The 15,365-nt window shown below is 50.0% G+C and carries 13 protein-coding genes; 3 read left to right on the plus strand and 10 right to left on the minus strand.

Annotated features, from left to right (window positions below; all coding sequences use genetic code 11):
- Nucleotides 1–7: 7 nt before the first annotated feature.
- The 5 genes from EHW56_RS04265 to EHW56_RS04285 all read right to left on the minus strand — a co-directional run bounded on the left by EHW56_RS04265 (nucleotide 8) and on the right by EHW56_RS04285 (nucleotide 5,865).
- Nucleotides 8–406: a hypothetical protein gene (locus EHW56_RS04265; RefSeq protein ID WP_152798736.1), complete on the minus strand. Its 399-nt coding sequence runs from the start codon at nucleotides 404–406 to the stop codon at nucleotides 8–10.
- 2 nt (nucleotides 407–408) lie between these two features.
- Nucleotides 409–789 carry a hypothetical protein gene (locus tag EHW56_RS04270; protein ID WP_152798738.1) on the minus strand — a complete coding sequence of 127 codons (381 nt, stop codon included), beginning with the start codon at nucleotides 787–789 and terminating at the stop codon, nucleotides 409–411.
- 158 nt (nucleotides 790–947) lie between these two features.
- Complete coding sequence (locus tag EHW56_RS04275) at nucleotides 948–3,326, minus strand: 3'-5' exonuclease (protein ID WP_152798740.1); 2,379 nt, start codon at nucleotides 3,324–3,326, stop codon at nucleotides 948–950.
- Between the two features lie 515 nt (nucleotides 3,327–3,841).
- Nucleotides 3,842–4,678: an S-formylglutathione hydrolase gene (fghA, locus tag EHW56_RS04280; RefSeq protein WP_152798742.1), complete on the minus strand. Its 837-nt coding sequence runs from the start codon at nucleotides 4,676–4,678 to the stop codon at nucleotides 3,842–3,844.
- A gap of 38 nt (nucleotides 4,679–4,716) precedes the next feature.
- The gene (locus EHW56_RS04285) at nucleotides 4,717–5,865 is read right to left on the minus strand and encodes an S-(hydroxymethyl)glutathione dehydrogenase/class III alcohol dehydrogenase (protein WP_152798744.1); all 1,149 of its coding nucleotides are present in this window, start codon (nucleotides 5,863–5,865) and stop codon (nucleotides 4,717–4,719) included.
- Nucleotides 5,866–6,007: 142 nt separating this feature from the next.
- On the opposite strand from EHW56_RS04285, the gene EHW56_RS04290 reads away from it, so the two are divergent.
- Entirely contained in the window at nucleotides 6,008–6,904 is an 897-nt protein-coding gene (locus EHW56_RS04290; protein ID WP_152798746.1) for a LysR family transcriptional regulator, read from the plus strand.
- 92 nt (nucleotides 6,905–6,996) lie between these two features.
- Here the strand turns inward: EHW56_RS04290 and EHW56_RS04295 are convergent, their stop codons facing one another.
- The 4 genes from EHW56_RS04295 to EHW56_RS04310 form a co-directional block, all read right to left on the minus strand.
- On the minus strand, nucleotides 6,997–8,601 hold the full coding sequence (locus tag EHW56_RS04295; protein ID WP_172969906.1) for a methyl-accepting chemotaxis protein: 1,605 nt from the start codon (nucleotides 8,599–8,601) through the stop codon (nucleotides 6,997–6,999).
- 166 nt (nucleotides 8,602–8,767) lie between these two features.
- Nucleotides 8,768–9,805: a DUF2955 domain-containing protein gene (locus EHW56_RS04300; RefSeq protein ID WP_046076038.1), complete on the minus strand. Its 1,038-nt coding sequence runs from the start codon at nucleotides 9,803–9,805 to the stop codon at nucleotides 8,768–8,770.
- Between the two features lie 12 nt (nucleotides 9,806–9,817).
- Nucleotides 9,818–10,876: an HlyD family secretion protein gene (locus tag EHW56_RS04305; RefSeq protein ID WP_152798748.1), complete on the minus strand. Its 1,059-nt coding sequence runs from the start codon at nucleotides 10,874–10,876 to the stop codon at nucleotides 9,818–9,820.
- 22 nt (nucleotides 10,877–10,898) lie between these two features.
- Nucleotides 10,899–11,375, minus strand: a complete 477-nt coding sequence (locus tag EHW56_RS04310) for a MarR family winged helix-turn-helix transcriptional regulator (RefSeq protein WP_046075728.1) — start codon at nucleotides 11,373–11,375, stop codon at nucleotides 10,899–10,901.
- A gap of 203 nt (nucleotides 11,376–11,578) precedes the next feature.
- Between EHW56_RS04310 and EHW56_RS04315 the strand changes: the two genes are divergently transcribed.
- A complete protein-coding gene (locus EHW56_RS04315; protein WP_152794216.1) occupies nucleotides 11,579–12,868 on the plus strand; it encodes an alpha/beta fold hydrolase in 1,290 nt (429 codons plus the stop codon).
- Between the two features lie 417 nt (nucleotides 12,869–13,285).
- Entirely contained in the window at nucleotides 13,286–14,680 is a 1,395-nt protein-coding gene (clcA, locus tag EHW56_RS04320) for a H(+)/Cl(-) exchange transporter ClcA (protein ID WP_077578407.1), read from the plus strand.
- On the opposite strand, the gene EHW56_RS15665 is transcribed toward clcA, so the two are convergent.
- Nucleotides 14,674–15,360 (minus strand): transporter substrate-binding domain-containing protein, encoded by a 687-nt coding sequence (locus tag EHW56_RS15665; RefSeq protein WP_152794219.1) that lies wholly within the window; start codon nucleotides 15,358–15,360, stop codon nucleotides 14,674–14,676. The two genes, clcA and EHW56_RS15665, sit on opposite strands and share 7 nt — an antisense overlap.
- Nucleotides 15,361–15,365 lie beyond the last annotated feature (5 nt).

Here is a 15,365-nt window from a genome sequence, read left to right on the forward strand (position 1 = left end):
CACCTAACTATTTTCTAGGCCTATTTTTCAAGTTGTTAATTTTTTCAACTATTATATCTTTTTCTACTTCGTCAACAATTTTACGGTACACTTTCAGGTGCTTTTGAGTTCTTTGAAGTTCAATAGTTAAGTCATTTAATGCTAAGTCTTTAGTCATTTTTACAGTCTTGTGATAATTTTCAACAAAACTTGGAAGATCCTTAGTAAACTCGTTATAAGTTTCACTGAGTTTTTTTATCTCCGTAACTCTTGATTCCATTGCATCAAGAGTTCTATTTTGTATATCTATTGTTTTACTAAGCGCTGATATTTGAGACTTTAGACCTTTAATTACATATAGGAAGAAAGCAACCAAACCAACCGATTCCAATAATGATGAAATTATTATTAGGGTATCTGTAGCCAAAACTACTCCTCGTCAGCAATACTTCCAACTAATGCTTCTGTAAAGATTTGGACTTCAGATTTAAACCGGTCAAAGAACACCCCAAAGCCAGCTTTTGAATAAACTGCAGGTGTCCAAGCCTCTAGTACAGCAAGTTCATGCTCTTTAACAATAGTAACTTTACTTAACCAAAGCTGTGCGTTGATAGCATTTGCAGCTACCTCGTCAAAAGTTGTACCTTCCAGCCCATAACCTGCTCTTAAATTAATACCGTTTGCGCGTTCATTTATGAAGAAATTGACAGGCGCACTTGCACCGCCAGTAAGATGCCAGTCACCATCTTCATCTTGACTAGATGAATAACCAAAAAACTCTAAGTGATTGAGAAATTCTTGTATTGCCAAATCATACACCTTTAAGATTAACATATTGAAATAAACGTCGAGATTGTACTATACAAACCGAACTCTTCTAAAACATAACGCTTCACATCACCGGCAGCAAAGAGCGACGTGCAGCGGCGCTTTTTGCTGTTCGGTGCATGTGATTGTTATACGCCTTATCACTCTATGAAGTTTAGCCGCCCAGAGCTCCACTCGTACTCATCAGAGCCCCCCTGAATGTCAATCAGAAATCTACTCGGCTGATTTTGTCTCTCAACATTATAAGAAATCACAAGTCTCTCTCTTGCACGCGTCATCGCCACGTATAATCTAGATGCTTCTCTGGCCATTCCATCGGTGCCCGCATACTTATTTGGCATAGCCCCATCCACCACGCCAACTATGAATACATGTCTAAATTCGTGGCCTTTTGCAGATTCTATCGTGCTTATTGCAACACTTCTGGATGCCTCCACACCAGCGCTTTGCTTTAACTCGGCCGCTTTAATTGATAGTTGGTCTAGGCGTTCTGAAACCTTCTCCCTAATTGCCGAGTTTAGGCCGATAACACATAACTCAGGGTAATCTTCTGTTTCTTCAAGACTTTGATATTCATCTATCGCGCTACTAATCATAGCAGATACGAAAGCCACTTCCTCTTCCTCGCCTCTGCATTTCACGACATAGGGTCGCTCTCCCGCCCTTGCCGAAAAGTCTGGCTTAGTGGGATTGTCTATATTGTCCTCATCTACGTCAGCGAACTTGTATCTTTCTATCAATGAGTATGCTGCAGACATTATCTCCTTCGAGTTCCTGTAATTCTTCTTCAGTACGTAGCTTCGATTATTTACGTTTACTCCGCAATTCTTTAGTGCAAACCCCTTGTTATATATTGTCTGCGCCCCGTCTCCGACAAGGAATAAACCATTCTCAGACTGTGCAATCCTTCTTTCCGAAGCAACAGGAAGAGCACCGATCATAGTAACTTCCAATTGCGACAAATCTTGCACTTCATCTACCAAGACACACCGGTACGGAGTAAAAGCCGAAAGGGTACTACCAAGAGAATCTGCATCGACAGCAGCCCACCCAAATGATTCTAGAGAATCTGTATCTTTCATTAACAACGATATGGCTGCCGATACCACGCCCTCGTAGTCCAACACAAATGAGTTCTTCAGGGACTCGACCTTGTATCGGGCGGCGTCAAGAAACACCCGACGCCCCTCAGTAGAAAGCCCAACCACGCGGCCGTGGCGCTTAAACGACTGAGTCTCCAGATAAGAATTGAATTCCGAAAACCTTAACCTACTTCTAATATGGAAAACCTCTTCATCACAGAACCGTCGCAAGTCTGCGTACTCTAATGCCGAAAGCTTGGTCTGCGTGAAATTATCGTGATTCCTCACGAATTCTACTAGATCACGTGAGATACTATTCGTCAGCTTGCCATCCGCTACCCGATAAGCCGCCTCACCCTTGGGATGCAACTCTTTAACTATGAAATTAGCAAGACTATTGATAGTTGATGTCTGGATAAACGAGGATTCGACTCCGCATAGTTCCTTAATCAGCGAATCCAGAAGTTTGCGCATGCTTTCGGTCAGAGTAACCAGCAGAATCGGCGCTCGATATTTCTTAGCCAAATATCGCGCCCTATGAAGCATCACGCACGTTTTCCCACTACCTGACACACCTCTTAGCCTCGATGCGCCACGGAACTCTTTGAGCGACAACGCCTTTTGTTCAGGATGTAAGAATAGCAACCAATCCGCCCATGACGAATCATCGGGCAAAGTAGCAACCTCCTCCCATGTCACAAATAGCTCGCTATTTTTTGGATCAACGATGCTTTCCGCGAGTTCAGCGCCGCTACTAACGGTTGCCTCACCTAGCTCAAGTGTAATTCGCTTTTTCAGCTCACTTAGCTCACCTTTATGAGCATGCGAAAATAGGTCATCAAACAGTACAGCCCGCTCTATACCATCAACACTCTCGATATATTCCAATATTCCGCTGGGATCACACTCCCAGTCTTCTGGCGTAACACGAAGTACATAATCTACAAGACTCTCACCTAGCTGCAGAGAATCCAAGTCCACTGATTCTAAGTGCCGAAGCAACGGAAGCGCTCTCAATTCTTCGGCAGAATCAATATCAGGACTGACAATCCGAACGCTACGAGGCTCTTTCTCAGATACCTGAACAAAGTCGAGAGTTTGATCCTTGCTGCTCTTTACCCAAGTGTAATCCTTGTGTGACTCCAACCATTGCTCACAATCTTCGTGATCGCCAGCAAAGATAAACGCTCGAACATTCTCTTTGCCGTTAACCAACTGAACAACAAGTCTATAGCCACCTCCTAAATCATATTTTTCGATATTTTCTAGCCTTGATTCCCCGTGATTTGTCCTCTTCAGGCCAGAAATAGAACCTTCGGTGCCAGCTTCCGCTAGAGCGGCGCGAACCTTAGTAATGGCATCTTTTCCCTTCTTTCCATGCTTGGAGAGAACCCGAAAGCACTTATTTAGCCCCTTCGTTTGAATCACTTTATACATAGATCTTCGGTCCTATACATTGCTTTCCTGCGTATAACATTGTATGAACGTGCACGCTCAATTCTCCAAAATCGTTATACGCCCTCTTACCTTACTAACTGTTATAAAGAGAATTTATTGCATATCATGTATATCTCTTTTCCGCGAAAGCGCGCATGCCGCCTATCCCTTCTCGGGCGTTCACATTATCCCGAAGCGTTGAACTGTAACCACATGAATAATTCGGTTATTTTTATCGCCCATTCCGAGATAGTGTGAACCTGTCACGGATAAACGCGCACACTATTTGCTGTATCTAGCCGATAAGCTGTAACCACCCATCCACTCACCAAGCTACCGCCGATCAGTTGTCGGCACCTAACACGCCATTTGATTGGCTATTTTGCGGATTATTGTATCAAGCGTTGTTTTGCTTTTCGTGCGCTATTGTCCAAAGTGTTAGCCAAGCCATGTTTTGTGAAATGGGTACAAAAAAAGCGGCCTGGGTGGCCGCTTGGGTCTCGACGTGGGTTGCCTTACCGCGCAAAGCGGGTGGCGTGGAAGGCGAGGTGTTCATCAATAAAGGTACTGATGAAAAAGTAGCTGTGGTCGTAGCCGGGTTGCATGCGCAAGGTAAGCGGAGAGTTGTGTTTCTCGGCCGCTTGTTTCAGGGCTTGCGGGTTAAGCTGCTCGGCCAAAAAACCGTCTTTGTCGCCTTGGTCCACCAGCATCGGCATGGCAGTGGGGCCTTGGGCGAGCAACACAGTGGCATCGTAGGCTTGCCAAGTTTGTTCGTCATCACCTAAATAGGTGCTAAAGGCCTGTTTGCCCCACGGGCACTCGGTGGGATGACAAATGGGGCTGAACGCCGAAATGCTGCTGTAGCGTGATGGGTTACGCAAACCAATCACTAACGCGCCGTGGCCGCCCATGCTGTGTCCGGCAATCGCGCGCTGGTTATTGACTGCAAAGTGCGATTCAATCAGCTCCGGCAGTTCATGAGCAACGTAGTCGTACATCTGGTAGTGCGACTGCCATGGCGCTTGGGTGGCATTAACATAAAACCCCGCCCCTTGGCCGAGATCGTATTGATTGGCGTCGGCTACGCCCTCGCCGCGCGGGCTGGTGTCCGGTGCCACAATCGCCATACCCAAGGTGGCGGCTTGTTTAAACGCGCCGGCCTTTTGCATAAAGTTTTCGTCGGTGCAGGTCAGGCCCGAGAGCCAATAAAGCACCGGCACAGGTTGTTCTTTCGCTTTCTCTGGCAGAAAGATCGCAAAGGTCATTTTGCCGTTGGTGGCTTTAGAGTCATGCTGCCAACGTTGGTGCCAACCGCCTGCGACTTTGTTTTCGCTTATTTTTTCTAGTTGCATGGTTATTTTACCGCCGCGTTGCCACGGCGGCCGTCCTGTTATTGGTCCATGTGGATCACGCTGCGGATGCTTTTGCCTTCGTGCATCAGTTCAAAGGCACGGTTCACGTCATCAAGGCCCATGGTGTAGCTGATAAATTCTTGCAGGCCAAACTCACCATCGAGGTAGCGCTCGACAATGCCGGGCAGCTCCGAGCGGCCTTTAACGCCACCAAACGCCGAGCCTTTCCAGACGCGCCCTGTCACTAGCTGGAACGGACGGGTCGAAATCTCTTGGCCTGCGCCGGCAACCCCAATGATCACTGACTCGCCCCAGCCTTTGTGGCAGCACTCGAGCGCTTGGCGCATCACATCCACATTACCGATACATTCGAACGAGTAATCGACGCCGCCGTCAGTCATCTCCACAATCACTTGCTGGATTGGCTGATCGTAGTCTTGCGGGTTAATCACATCGGTGGCACCCAGTTGCTTGGCTAGGGTGAATTTGCTCTCATTAATATCAATACCGATTATGCGGCTAGCGCCGGCCATACGTGCGCCGATGATGGCTGACAGGCCAATGCCACCCAAACCAAAAATCGCCACCGTGTCGCCTTTTTCTACTTTGGCGGTATTCATCACCGCGCCCATGCCGGTAGTCACGCCACAACCGAGCAAACAAACTTCTTCTAGCGGTGCGGCTTTGCTCACTTTCGCTAATGAGATCTCGGGCAATACGGTGTATTCCGAGAAGGTCGAGCAGCCCATGTAGTGGAAAATGGTCTCGCCGTTGATAGAAAAGCGCGACGTACCGTCAGGCATCAAGCCTTTGCCTTGGGTTTCACGTACCGCGCCACACAGGTTGGTCTTGCCAGATTGGCAGAATTTACACTCACCACATTCGGCGGTGTAAAGTGGGATCACATGGTCGCCCACTTCTACACTGGTCACGCCTTCGCCGACCATTTCAACAATCCCGCCGCCTTCATGGCCGAGAATGGAGGGGAAGACGCCTTCAGGATCGTCGCCCGATAAGGTGAACGCATCGGTATGGCACACGCCGGTAGCGACGATTCTGACCAACACCTCACCCGGCTTGGGCAGTTCAACATCGACCTCTTCCATTTTCAGTGGTTGACCGGGTCCCCAGGCAACCGCGGCTTTGGATTTGATATGTGTTTGTCCTGGCTGGATGGTTAGTGCCATTGGAGGTTCCTTTCTGTTCTTGTTAATTGCATACCTAACTATGCTAACCAAGTTAGATTTAGTTATAATCCCGCAAATTTGAAAATTATTATTTCACTCACGAAATAATGTATATGTGTGTATAGAGACAGGATAGACAGCAATGGCGCCCCACTGGGAAGGACTTAACGAATTTTTATCGGTCGCCGAGCATGGCAGCTTCACGCAAGCGGCCAATAAACTCGACACAACGGTGGTGTCTGTGAGTCGTCGGGTGGCTGCGCTCGAGGCGTATTTGGGGGTGAAGCTGTTTCATCGTACTACACGGAAGGTGTCGTTAACCGATGAGGGCGAACTCTACTATCAGCGCTGCCGACCGCTGATGGCCGCGTTAGTGGATGCCGAACAAACCATTACCCAGGCTCAGTCGTTACCCGCGGGGCAGATTCGTGTCACCGCACCGGTAAACTTTGGTGAGCAATATATCGCCCCGCTGCTCGCGCCATTTATGGTGACGTATCCGCAAGTGGCGGTGGATTTACATCTGACTAATCGGCGAGTGGATATGACAGATACCGGCACCGATGTCGCGATCCGCATTGGCCACTTGCCCGATTCAAGCCTGAAAGCCAAGCGACTCGGGTCGCGGCAATTAACCATCTGCGCCAGCCCGGACTATTTGGCTTTAAATGGCCGCCCCGAGTCGCCCAGTGCGCTGAGTCACCACAGCTGCTTAGTAGGATCGAACGAGCATTGGCACTACCAAAGCGGCGGCAAAGTGCGCACGTTAACGGTATCAGGCCGATTGCGCTGCAATTCAGGCGTGGCATTGCTCAATGCCGCCAAGCACGGATTAGGGCTGGCTCAACTGCCGCATTATTACGTGCAATCCGCGTTGGCAAGCGGCGAGTTGGAGGAAGTGTTAACCGATTATCGGGTAGAAGATGAAGGCATTTGGGCGCTGTATCCGAGCGGGCGGCAGTTACAGCCCAAGGTCTCAGCTTGGTTGGCATTTCTGGCCGAGCACTTACCCGCCCAGCAGCTACGAACAGGCATTTAACTGCCTGATTCGGGCTCAGTGTGATGCGCGAGCTGGCAAAAAAATCGCCAGCACAAGGCTGGCGATAGAGATTGCTCAGGGTAAACGCTCAATTAGTCGCGCGCCGCCCGCAATGCGCTCTCGGCAGGTTTAATTGCCGAGATTTTAAATGCGCCGACATGGTGATCCAAGGTACGCGCTAAACCGGCTAAATCTTGGCTGCTCGCCTCAAGGCTGTGGCTATCATCCAGCCCTGCTTGCGCCGCCTGGTTGACCGTATCCATATTGACGTTGATTTCATTCGCCACGCTCGATTGCTCTTCGGTCGCCGTCGCCACATGGGTGTTCATATCCAAGATGGTGCTAACTTGCGTGGCAATGCTTTCGAGTGCGGTCAGTGCTTGCTCAGTAGCACGGTTGCCCTCGGTGGTCAGCGCTTTGCTGGTATCCATGGCGTCAACCGCGTTTTTCGCTTCTTGCTGAAGCTGATCGATGGTTGATTGAATTTCTTCGGTTGATTGCGACGTTTTAGTCGCCAAACTGCGCACTTCGTCAGCCACCACCGCAAAGCCACGTCCGGCTTCGCCCGCGCGTGCTGCCTCAATGGCTGCGTTTAGGGCAAGCAGGTTCGTTTGCTCGGAAATCCCCCGGATCACATCCAGAATCGACACAATGGATTGTGTGCGCTCGGCCAGTGAGGTGATCACCGTCGACATATTATCCATCTCGGTGTCGAGCTGGTTAATCGTCGCGGTTGCTTCGGCCAAGGTTTGCTTACCGGCTTCGGTTTCACTGTTCGCCGATGACGCCGAATCTGCCGCATTCGAAGCACTTTGTGAGATCTCGTTGATGGTAGCGATCATCTCATTCATCGAGGTGACCACCAGCAAGGCTTGTTCGCTTTGCGACTCACCACGTTTCAGCGAGTGCGCCGCTTTATCACGCAGCGATTCGGCCGAGCGCCCCAGCTCTTCACCGGTTTCCACCACATTGGCAATGATTTGGTCGATTTTTTCCACAAAGGTATTAAACGCCACCGATATACGGGTAATTTCGTTGTTGCCGGTCACCGGCAAGCGCACCGTTAAATCACCGTCGCCTTTGGAGATATCGGTCAGCGCATGCTCTAGGCCTTTGAGTGGCGCGAATAAACGGCCTAATAGCCATACCAGCACCAGGGTACAACCAATAAAAATCAAGCCAATCGCGGTGAGCTGGGCAATGGCGATACCATTAGCAGCGGCATCGACCTCCGTAATCGGGATGCCAACATCAAACGCGCCCCACAGGCGGCCATCAACATAAACCGGCATCATAATGTCGTATACCCACACATCTTGCACATCGGCATACCAGCGAGAATGCTGCGGTTGGCCTTGGCCGGCACCGGCGACGGTATAGTTATCGCTATACACCTTACCCAGCTTTTGGGTGTCGCTGTGGGCAATGGCTTTGATGTTTTTATCAATCATTACCGCATAGCTGATGTCGTCGCGACCTTTGAGACCCGACACCATGTCTTGTAAATCGGCGGTGGGAGTGGAAGAGTTTTCTAAAATGTATTCAGCACGATCGGCCAGGAGCTCAGCCTGTGCTTGCGAACGCTTGAGAATAATGTTGTCTATCTCGTCATGCGAGATAAAGGTGGTTGCGGTGATACTGGCAATCGCCGCAACGGCAAACATGGCGCATACCACGATCAGGATGAGTTTTTTCACTTCGCTGACTTCCTATCTGTGCATCATAACTGCCATGGAGCATAGCGACAGGTCGGAGGAGAAACAAGCGATACCTCGCAAAAGTCAAATTAGGATGGGATGTTTACCGCAAAAATAACCATTATCGATTGACTAAAGCGAGGAATAACTTTGGTGGTTCAAACGCTTACGCGGCACCAAACCGAGTCGCGGAAAAGCAGTTAAGCAGCTTGTGCACCATAAAACACAACATCAAGGTGAGCACGATAGCCACCAGGTTGCTACTCACTCTGTATAAGGCATCATACATAAAGTCTTGGTTCGGGCTTAAGTATTGTCCGAATAAGATCCCAAGCGTGGCCATGGCACCAAACCCCACGCCTGATCCCCCGGCCTCTTTTAAGTGGGCGTTGGCAAACAGCATGGTGCCTATCCATAGCAGCGGGATCACTAAGATCAGCACATTAAACCAATCATATAAAATGACTTGGCAACCAATCCCATAAGCGACACCCAGTACAGTGCCTATCGCCCGCTTTCGTGCATAGCTGAGCGATCCGTTCCAATGCATCGGGAACAGTAGCAACACAGTGGTGGCTTGCGCTGAAATCGAATCGCGCAAGTCAAACAACTGGAAGATGAAAAACGAGACCGTCGCCAAGGTTGCGCCCATCAGCGCTTCGTGTCGCATCCGGTGCGATTGTTTTCCTCCTGCGGGTGCGGCGGGCGGCTGACGCGGCGTGACATCGGGAATTAACCAGGTCACTAAATACGCCACCGCGACTGATAACACATTCGCGCCCAGGTTACCGAAGATTAAGGTGTTAATCGGTAAATCGGGATAGCTGGCAAAGTGCAGCATAATGCTCAGGCTTAACACACTGTTGGCACCAAAAAGAAAGAAGCGCCCTTTGGACATACAGGCAAACTTATAGGTGAAAAGCAAGAACACCAGCGGTGTCATTAATCCAGGGTGCGCGCCAAACAGTCCCCCGAGCAGCCCGACTTCTATCCCACTGATCACCGCGGAGGCGAGCAATTGCCGTGCAGCACGACCGTTAATCACGGGTACAAGTCCAAGCAACAACATCGGCGTGACGGTAAAAAACACCCCAAAGCTAAAACCGAAAAACTTACACACCGCAAAACCGAGCGTGGCACCGGTGGCAATGCGCGCGCACTGGCGCACATCGTTATCACTTAAGGGGTGATGCCATAACCTCATCATCAGCTCCCCTTAGTAAATGTAATGCAGCATACTCAAAAAGCCGACTTGCGCACGGGCCAACCACTGCGTTACTGCGCTTTCAGGCATTAACTGTACCGTGGCGCGAGCCCCGGTTGGCAACGAGTGGCCAGGCCATTCGTCGAGCTGAATGTGCAGGCGCATTCGCTGCGCATCACGCACCCAACGGTTGGAGTTAAACGGTGAGGCCAGTTGACCATTGGCGTCGATTTGTCCGGCACTGACCCCAGCATCGACACTGCTCACGTGTCCCGCGTAAAGCTTGCCCGGCTCGCTATCAAAAGTGACATTCACTGGCGTGCCGGTGTGCACATCACGTACGCTTTTTTCGCGAAAGTCGGCAATCACATCGGCGCGTTCAGACACCAAGGCCATCAGCGGTTTACCCGCACTGGCATAAGCCCCTACATCCAGCTGCAAGTTGGTTACCACCCCATCATGGCTGGCTCTAACAGTGGTGTAGGATTGGTTAAGCTGGGCTTTTTTTAGTTTACTCAGCGCCACTTGTTCGGCGATATTGCTGGCACCGTCACCGCCACGTTGAATTTGAAGGGCACTAACGCGCGCTTTCGCGGCTTCCCATTTGGCGCGGGCGGTATTAGCCGCACTGATCGCATCATCACGTTGCTGCTGCGAGACACCATTTTTAGCGAACAAAGCTTTTAAGCGTTTTGCTTCACGCGCTTTTTGTGCCAAGACCGATGCCAATGCTGAGACATCTTGCCGCGCGGCCATCAGTGAAGCATCCAATTGGGCGTTAGTCTGTCTTGCCTGGGCAAGGGCGAGTTTGGCTTGGTCGACCGCAATGCGATAAGGCGCACTTTCAATCCGAAACAGAATATCGCCTTGGTGAACCCGTTGGTTGTTTTCTACCGCCAGCGCACTGACCGGCCCACTGACTTGCGGGGCCACTTTAGTCACCGTGCGCGTGACCATCGCGTGAGGCGTCAGCGGCATCAAGTTATCGGCGACCAAAAAGTAGCCAAAAATCAAAACAAAACTGAGGGCGGCCACTTTTACCCAACGTGCAAATTTTTCATCCGGTGTCATTCGTACTTCTTACCTCTATTACCTATTCTTCTGTGCCGCAGTCGTCTTCGGTGGTGGCGGTATAGTCCATTGCATTTTGATTAATGGTGACCAACACCCGCTCCAAGGCGTCAAAATCTTCAGCCGCAATACCAGAGAGCAAATGCTTGCGCACCCGCAATACCCGCGCTTCGATGCGTGACATTAAGTCACTACCACTGTCGGTGACATGCACCGTACGGGTGCGCTTGTCCTCGGGCGAGCAGCGCCGTGTGATCAGCCCCTGCGCTTCTAAATGCTTCAACGTGCGCATCAAAGAGCCCAGTTCAATTTCCAGCGCCTGTGCCAATTCACTTTGGCTGATGCCATCCCCCAATCGGCGCAACATCCAAAGCGCACTCCAACGTGGATAGCTCAGCCCCAGAGGCTCAAGCTCTGAATTCGCCACACGGCGCCATAATCGCGCCGTGCGCCCTAAGTGCTCAGCGATAGACATGTGTTCGGGATTGGGCGATGTCATCGAGTTTTCCTTCCATCGTGAAAATACTTAGCAGGCTAAGTAATACCAGGCAGACACTATAAAATAGTTAGCAGGCTAAGTAAATAGAAAGGTGACGAGCATCACAAAAACATAGCAGGTTGCTTGGATGAAACGCGCTCGCTGCTTACCACCATCTCTGGTAATCTATCTCGCGTCATCTTTTTGTTTGTAAAGGAATTACCATGCAAGATCTGTGGGATCGCCATCTCCGTTATCGCAGCCATCATATTGATGTGCCGCTGGATCATAATGACGCTAACAGCCCCTCTCTCTCGATTTTCGCCCGCGAAATCGTCGATACGCGTAAAAATGAGCAAGCGTTACCCTGGCTAGTGTATTTTCAAGGTGGACCTGGCATGGAATCGCCTCGCCCTAATGGCGCGAGCGGTTGGTTAAAACGGGCATTAGACGATTACCGCGTGTTGTTGCTCGACCAGCGCGGCACAGGGTTAAGCTCGCCGGTGAATCACCAAACGCTTGCCCATCTCACTGCCGCTGAGCAAGCGGACTATCTGAGCCATTTTCGTGCCGATAGCATCGTGAAAGACGCCGAGTGTTTACGCGAGGCGTTAGGCATCAAGCAATGGGCGATCCTCGGACAAAGCTTTGGTGGGTTCTGTGCCCTCTCCTATTTGTCGTTCTTTCCACAATCGCTATCACGCGCCTTTGTCACCGGCGGTATCCCGCCGCTCGAGGGGCACGCCGATGCTGTGTATCAAAAAACCTATCAGCGCGTGGAAGATAAGAACCAGCAGTTTTTCGCTCAGTTCCCCGATGCACAAGCCCGCTGTCACGAGATTGCCCAGTATTTGCAAAACAATGCGGTGACGCTGCCAAACGGTCAGCCGTTTACGGTGGAGCAGTTCCAGACCATTGGCCTAAATCTCGGCCGTGGTCATGCGGGGCTGCCGCTTTATTATTTATTGGAACGAGCCTTTATTGAGGTGAATGGCGAGCGTGTGCTGAGCTATCCATTCCTTGATGCGATGCAGGCAGAACAAGGGTATTTAACCAACCCTTTCTACGCTATTTTGCATGAATCGATTTACTGCCAGCAGCAGGCGTCGCAGTGGTCAGCCCATCGAGTACGCGATCAGTTCCCGCAGTTCCACTATCAGCCCGATCAACCGTTCCGGTTTACCGGCGAAATGGTCTATCCGTGGATGTTTGATCAACTTGCCACGCTCAAACCACTCAGAGAGGCCGCGATGTTGTTGGCAGACAAATCGGATTGGCCGGCGCTTTATGATCTCGAGGTGCTCAAGCACAACACGGTACCGCTCGCCTGTGCCACCTATGTGGATGACATGTTTGTTGAGTTTGATTACTCCCGCCAAACCTTGGCGAAGGTTGCCAACAGCCAAGCGTGGATGACCAACGAGTACGAACACAACGGCATTGGCGTCGATGGCGAGCGTATTTTGGATTGCTTAATCGATATCGGCGATAACCTAGCCGCCCTCAATGGTTAATGACGCTCCGCTTACCTAATGACGATGGCCATGCCTTTGCTGCTTTGGCATGGCCGCATCACGGTTACCAATCTGATGTAGCGTCTGCGGACATTTTCACTGCAACAAACTGTGATCTAATTCAAATCAATTATTGGCGCTGACAAAGCTGATACGCTGACTGTTAATACGGTGCACACCGGTTAAACGTATAAAAATGTTCGCTTACGGCTGTCTCGTTAATGTATCGCTTACTCCCACGGATTTTGTCTTTATCACTGGACAATTAGGCATCCGTCAAGCGCTTGCATGTTGCGTTAATTGGCGTAGTATAAATGCGTTCTCTCAGGGAACAGGACGTTCCCAGCACGATGTTAGCGTAGGAAGTTGTGCCACCGTACATCGTCACTTTTCTTTTCAAACTTTGCGTTCACACAGATGAAAATTGTAAGTAAAACAGGCAAGAAGAGAGCCATTTTTTACAAATCTAGTGTTTTCTTTGATAAATTATGGTCTCGCGATAAAACGCCCGTTTCTATCCTTTTACTCGCGGTAGTCATTGGCTTTTTGGGCGGCGTGGTGGTCACCCTTTTCGAGCTCGCCATCCACTCACTGTCTCAATCCAGAACCGAATGGTTAGACAGTAACATCAACTCGATGATTCCATTGGGTGTACTCGCGTTTCTTATTAGCGCGGGGCTCGCCTTACTCGGCTATTGGCTTGTTCATCGTTTTGCTCCTGAAGCGGCAGGCTCGGGGATCCCAGAGGTTGAGGGCGCGATGGAAGGCATCCGTCCCTCACGATGGTGGCGAGTTATTCCAGTGAAGTTTTTTGGTGGTTTAGGCGCGTTAGGCTCTGGCATGATTCTCGGTCGCGAAGGCCCAAGCGTGCAAATTGGTGCCAATATTGGCCGAATGGTCACCGATACCTGCCGCATCAAAGACAGGAACAGTAACCAAACCTTGCTCGCCTCCGGTGCTGCAGCGGGGCTGGCGGCGGCTTTTAATGCTCCATTGGCGGCTATCATGTTTGTGGTTGAGGAAATGCGACCACAATTTCGCTATACCTTAATTTCAATTAAAGCGGTGATCATTGCTGCGATTATGGCCGATATCGTCTTTCGCTATATCAATGGCCAAGAGGCGGTAATTGTATTACCACAATACGAAACGCCGCCACTTATTTCGCTGTGGTTCTTTCTCGTTCTGGGCTGCTGTTTTGGGGTATTTGGCGTACTGTTTAATTTTCTGATTATGCGCTTTCAGGATTTTTTTCAACGCTTTTATCAGAAAAGCCAAAAACGGATCTGGTTAGTGGGTGCCACGTTAGGCGGCTTTTTTGGCTTGCTACTTATCTATGCGCCTGAGCTGACCCATGGTGGCATTAATTTAGTGCCAGATTTCGTCACCCTCAATTATTCAATCAGTGCCCTGCTGTTTATCTTTATGGCACGCACATTACTGACAGTGATTTGCTTTAGCTCGGGTGCGCCTGGGGGCATTTTTGCGCCCATGCTGGCGCTAGGGACCTTGTTAGGCACAGTGTATGGGTTAGTAGTTGCCAATATGTACCCTGATATGGGAATAGAGCCGGGTATGTTTGCGATTGCGGGCATGGGCGCTCTGTTCGCCGCAACCGTGCGTGCGCCGATTACCGGTATTTTGTTGGTGATTGAAATGACCAACAACTATTATCTGATTTTGCCGTTAATCATCACCACCCTCGGTGCCACCTTGGTCGCACAGTTGCTTGGTGGACAACCAATTTATACGGAGCTATTGCGTCGTAAAGTACGCGAGCAGAAACTTCGGATAGAAAATGCATCTCAATGAGGGATGCCGTGTTTTTCGAGTAGAGCGGTGATCGTGCCACTATCTCTCATTTCTTTTAATACGGCATTCAGAGGTTCGATTAATTGCCGATGACGTTGATGTAAGACGAGAAAAACCGAGACAGAATCAACCGGTTTTTCTCCCATACGAACCTCAGTAAACTGCTCTTTATCCAGGATACTTTTAATGCCACCATAACCTATCATCGCTTGAACCCGGTGGCTATTAACCATATTCAGTGCAGCGCGTTCTGTTCTAGCACTAACAAGCTGCCACTGATAGCGTTTTGCAATTTCAACAGTAACCTGATCACCAATAACTCCCACGACATACTGGTAGTCTTCTGGCTCTAACACGTGCGTGTATCCAAATAAATAATAGTCCAATGACATCAGAGGTTCTTTCGGATAAACCGCTTCAGGAATATTCTGATAGGCCAGTCGTGTCCGGCCAAAATCCGCATCGATAATCCCTTTGGCTAGGGCGTTTTCGGACCGTGCGAGTGGCATTTCCATCCATGTCAGTACAATACGCTCATCAATGGCAGTGAATGCATGCTCTACAATCGCTTTAGTAGCCAAAGAAACAGAGTCACTGGCATCACGATAAGCAATCGTTAGTGTATTTGCCATGACACACAACGGTAACCAACAAACGACAAAGATCCATCCGTTTTTCACATTAC

It is taken from the genome of Salinivibrio sp. VGrn1 (genome assembly GCF_009377995.1).
GTDB lineage: Bacteria > Pseudomonadota > Gammaproteobacteria > Enterobacterales > Vibrionaceae > Salinivibrio > Salinivibrio siamensis.

Excerpts from the sequence above, each read along its gene's own strand:
- EHW56_RS04275 (WP_152798740.1), bottom strand. The coding sequence starts at position 3,326 with ATGTATAAAGTGATTCAAACGAAGGGGCTAAATAAGTGCTTTCGGGTT.
- fghA (WP_152798742.1), bottom strand. The coding sequence starts at position 4,678 with ATGCAACTAGAAAAAATAAGCGAAAACAAAGTCGCAGGCGGTTGGCAC.
- EHW56_RS04285 (WP_152798744.1), bottom strand. The coding sequence starts at position 5,865 with ATGGCACTAACCATCCAGCCAGGACAAACACATATCAAATCCAAAGCC.
- EHW56_RS04290 (WP_152798746.1), top strand. The coding sequence starts at position 6,008 with ATGGCGCCCCACTGGGAAGGACTTAACGAATTTTTATCGGTCGCCGAG.
- EHW56_RS04300 (WP_046076038.1), bottom strand. The coding sequence starts at position 9,805 with ATGAGGTTATGGCATCACCCCTTAAGTGATAACGATGTGCGCCAGTGC.
- EHW56_RS04305 (WP_152798748.1), bottom strand. The coding sequence starts at position 10,876 with ATGACACCGGATGAAAAATTTGCACGTTGGGTAAAAGTGGCCGCCCTC.
- EHW56_RS04310 (WP_046075728.1), bottom strand. The coding sequence starts at position 11,375 with ATGACATCGCCCAATCCCGAACACATGTCTATCGCTGAGCACTTAGGG.
- EHW56_RS04315 (WP_152794216.1), top strand. The coding sequence starts at position 11,579 with ATGCAAGATCTGTGGGATCGCCATCTCCGTTATCGCAGCCATCATATT.
- clcA (WP_077578407.1), top strand. The coding sequence starts at position 13,286 with ATGAAAATTGTAAGTAAAACAGGCAAGAAGAGAGCCATTTTTTACAAA.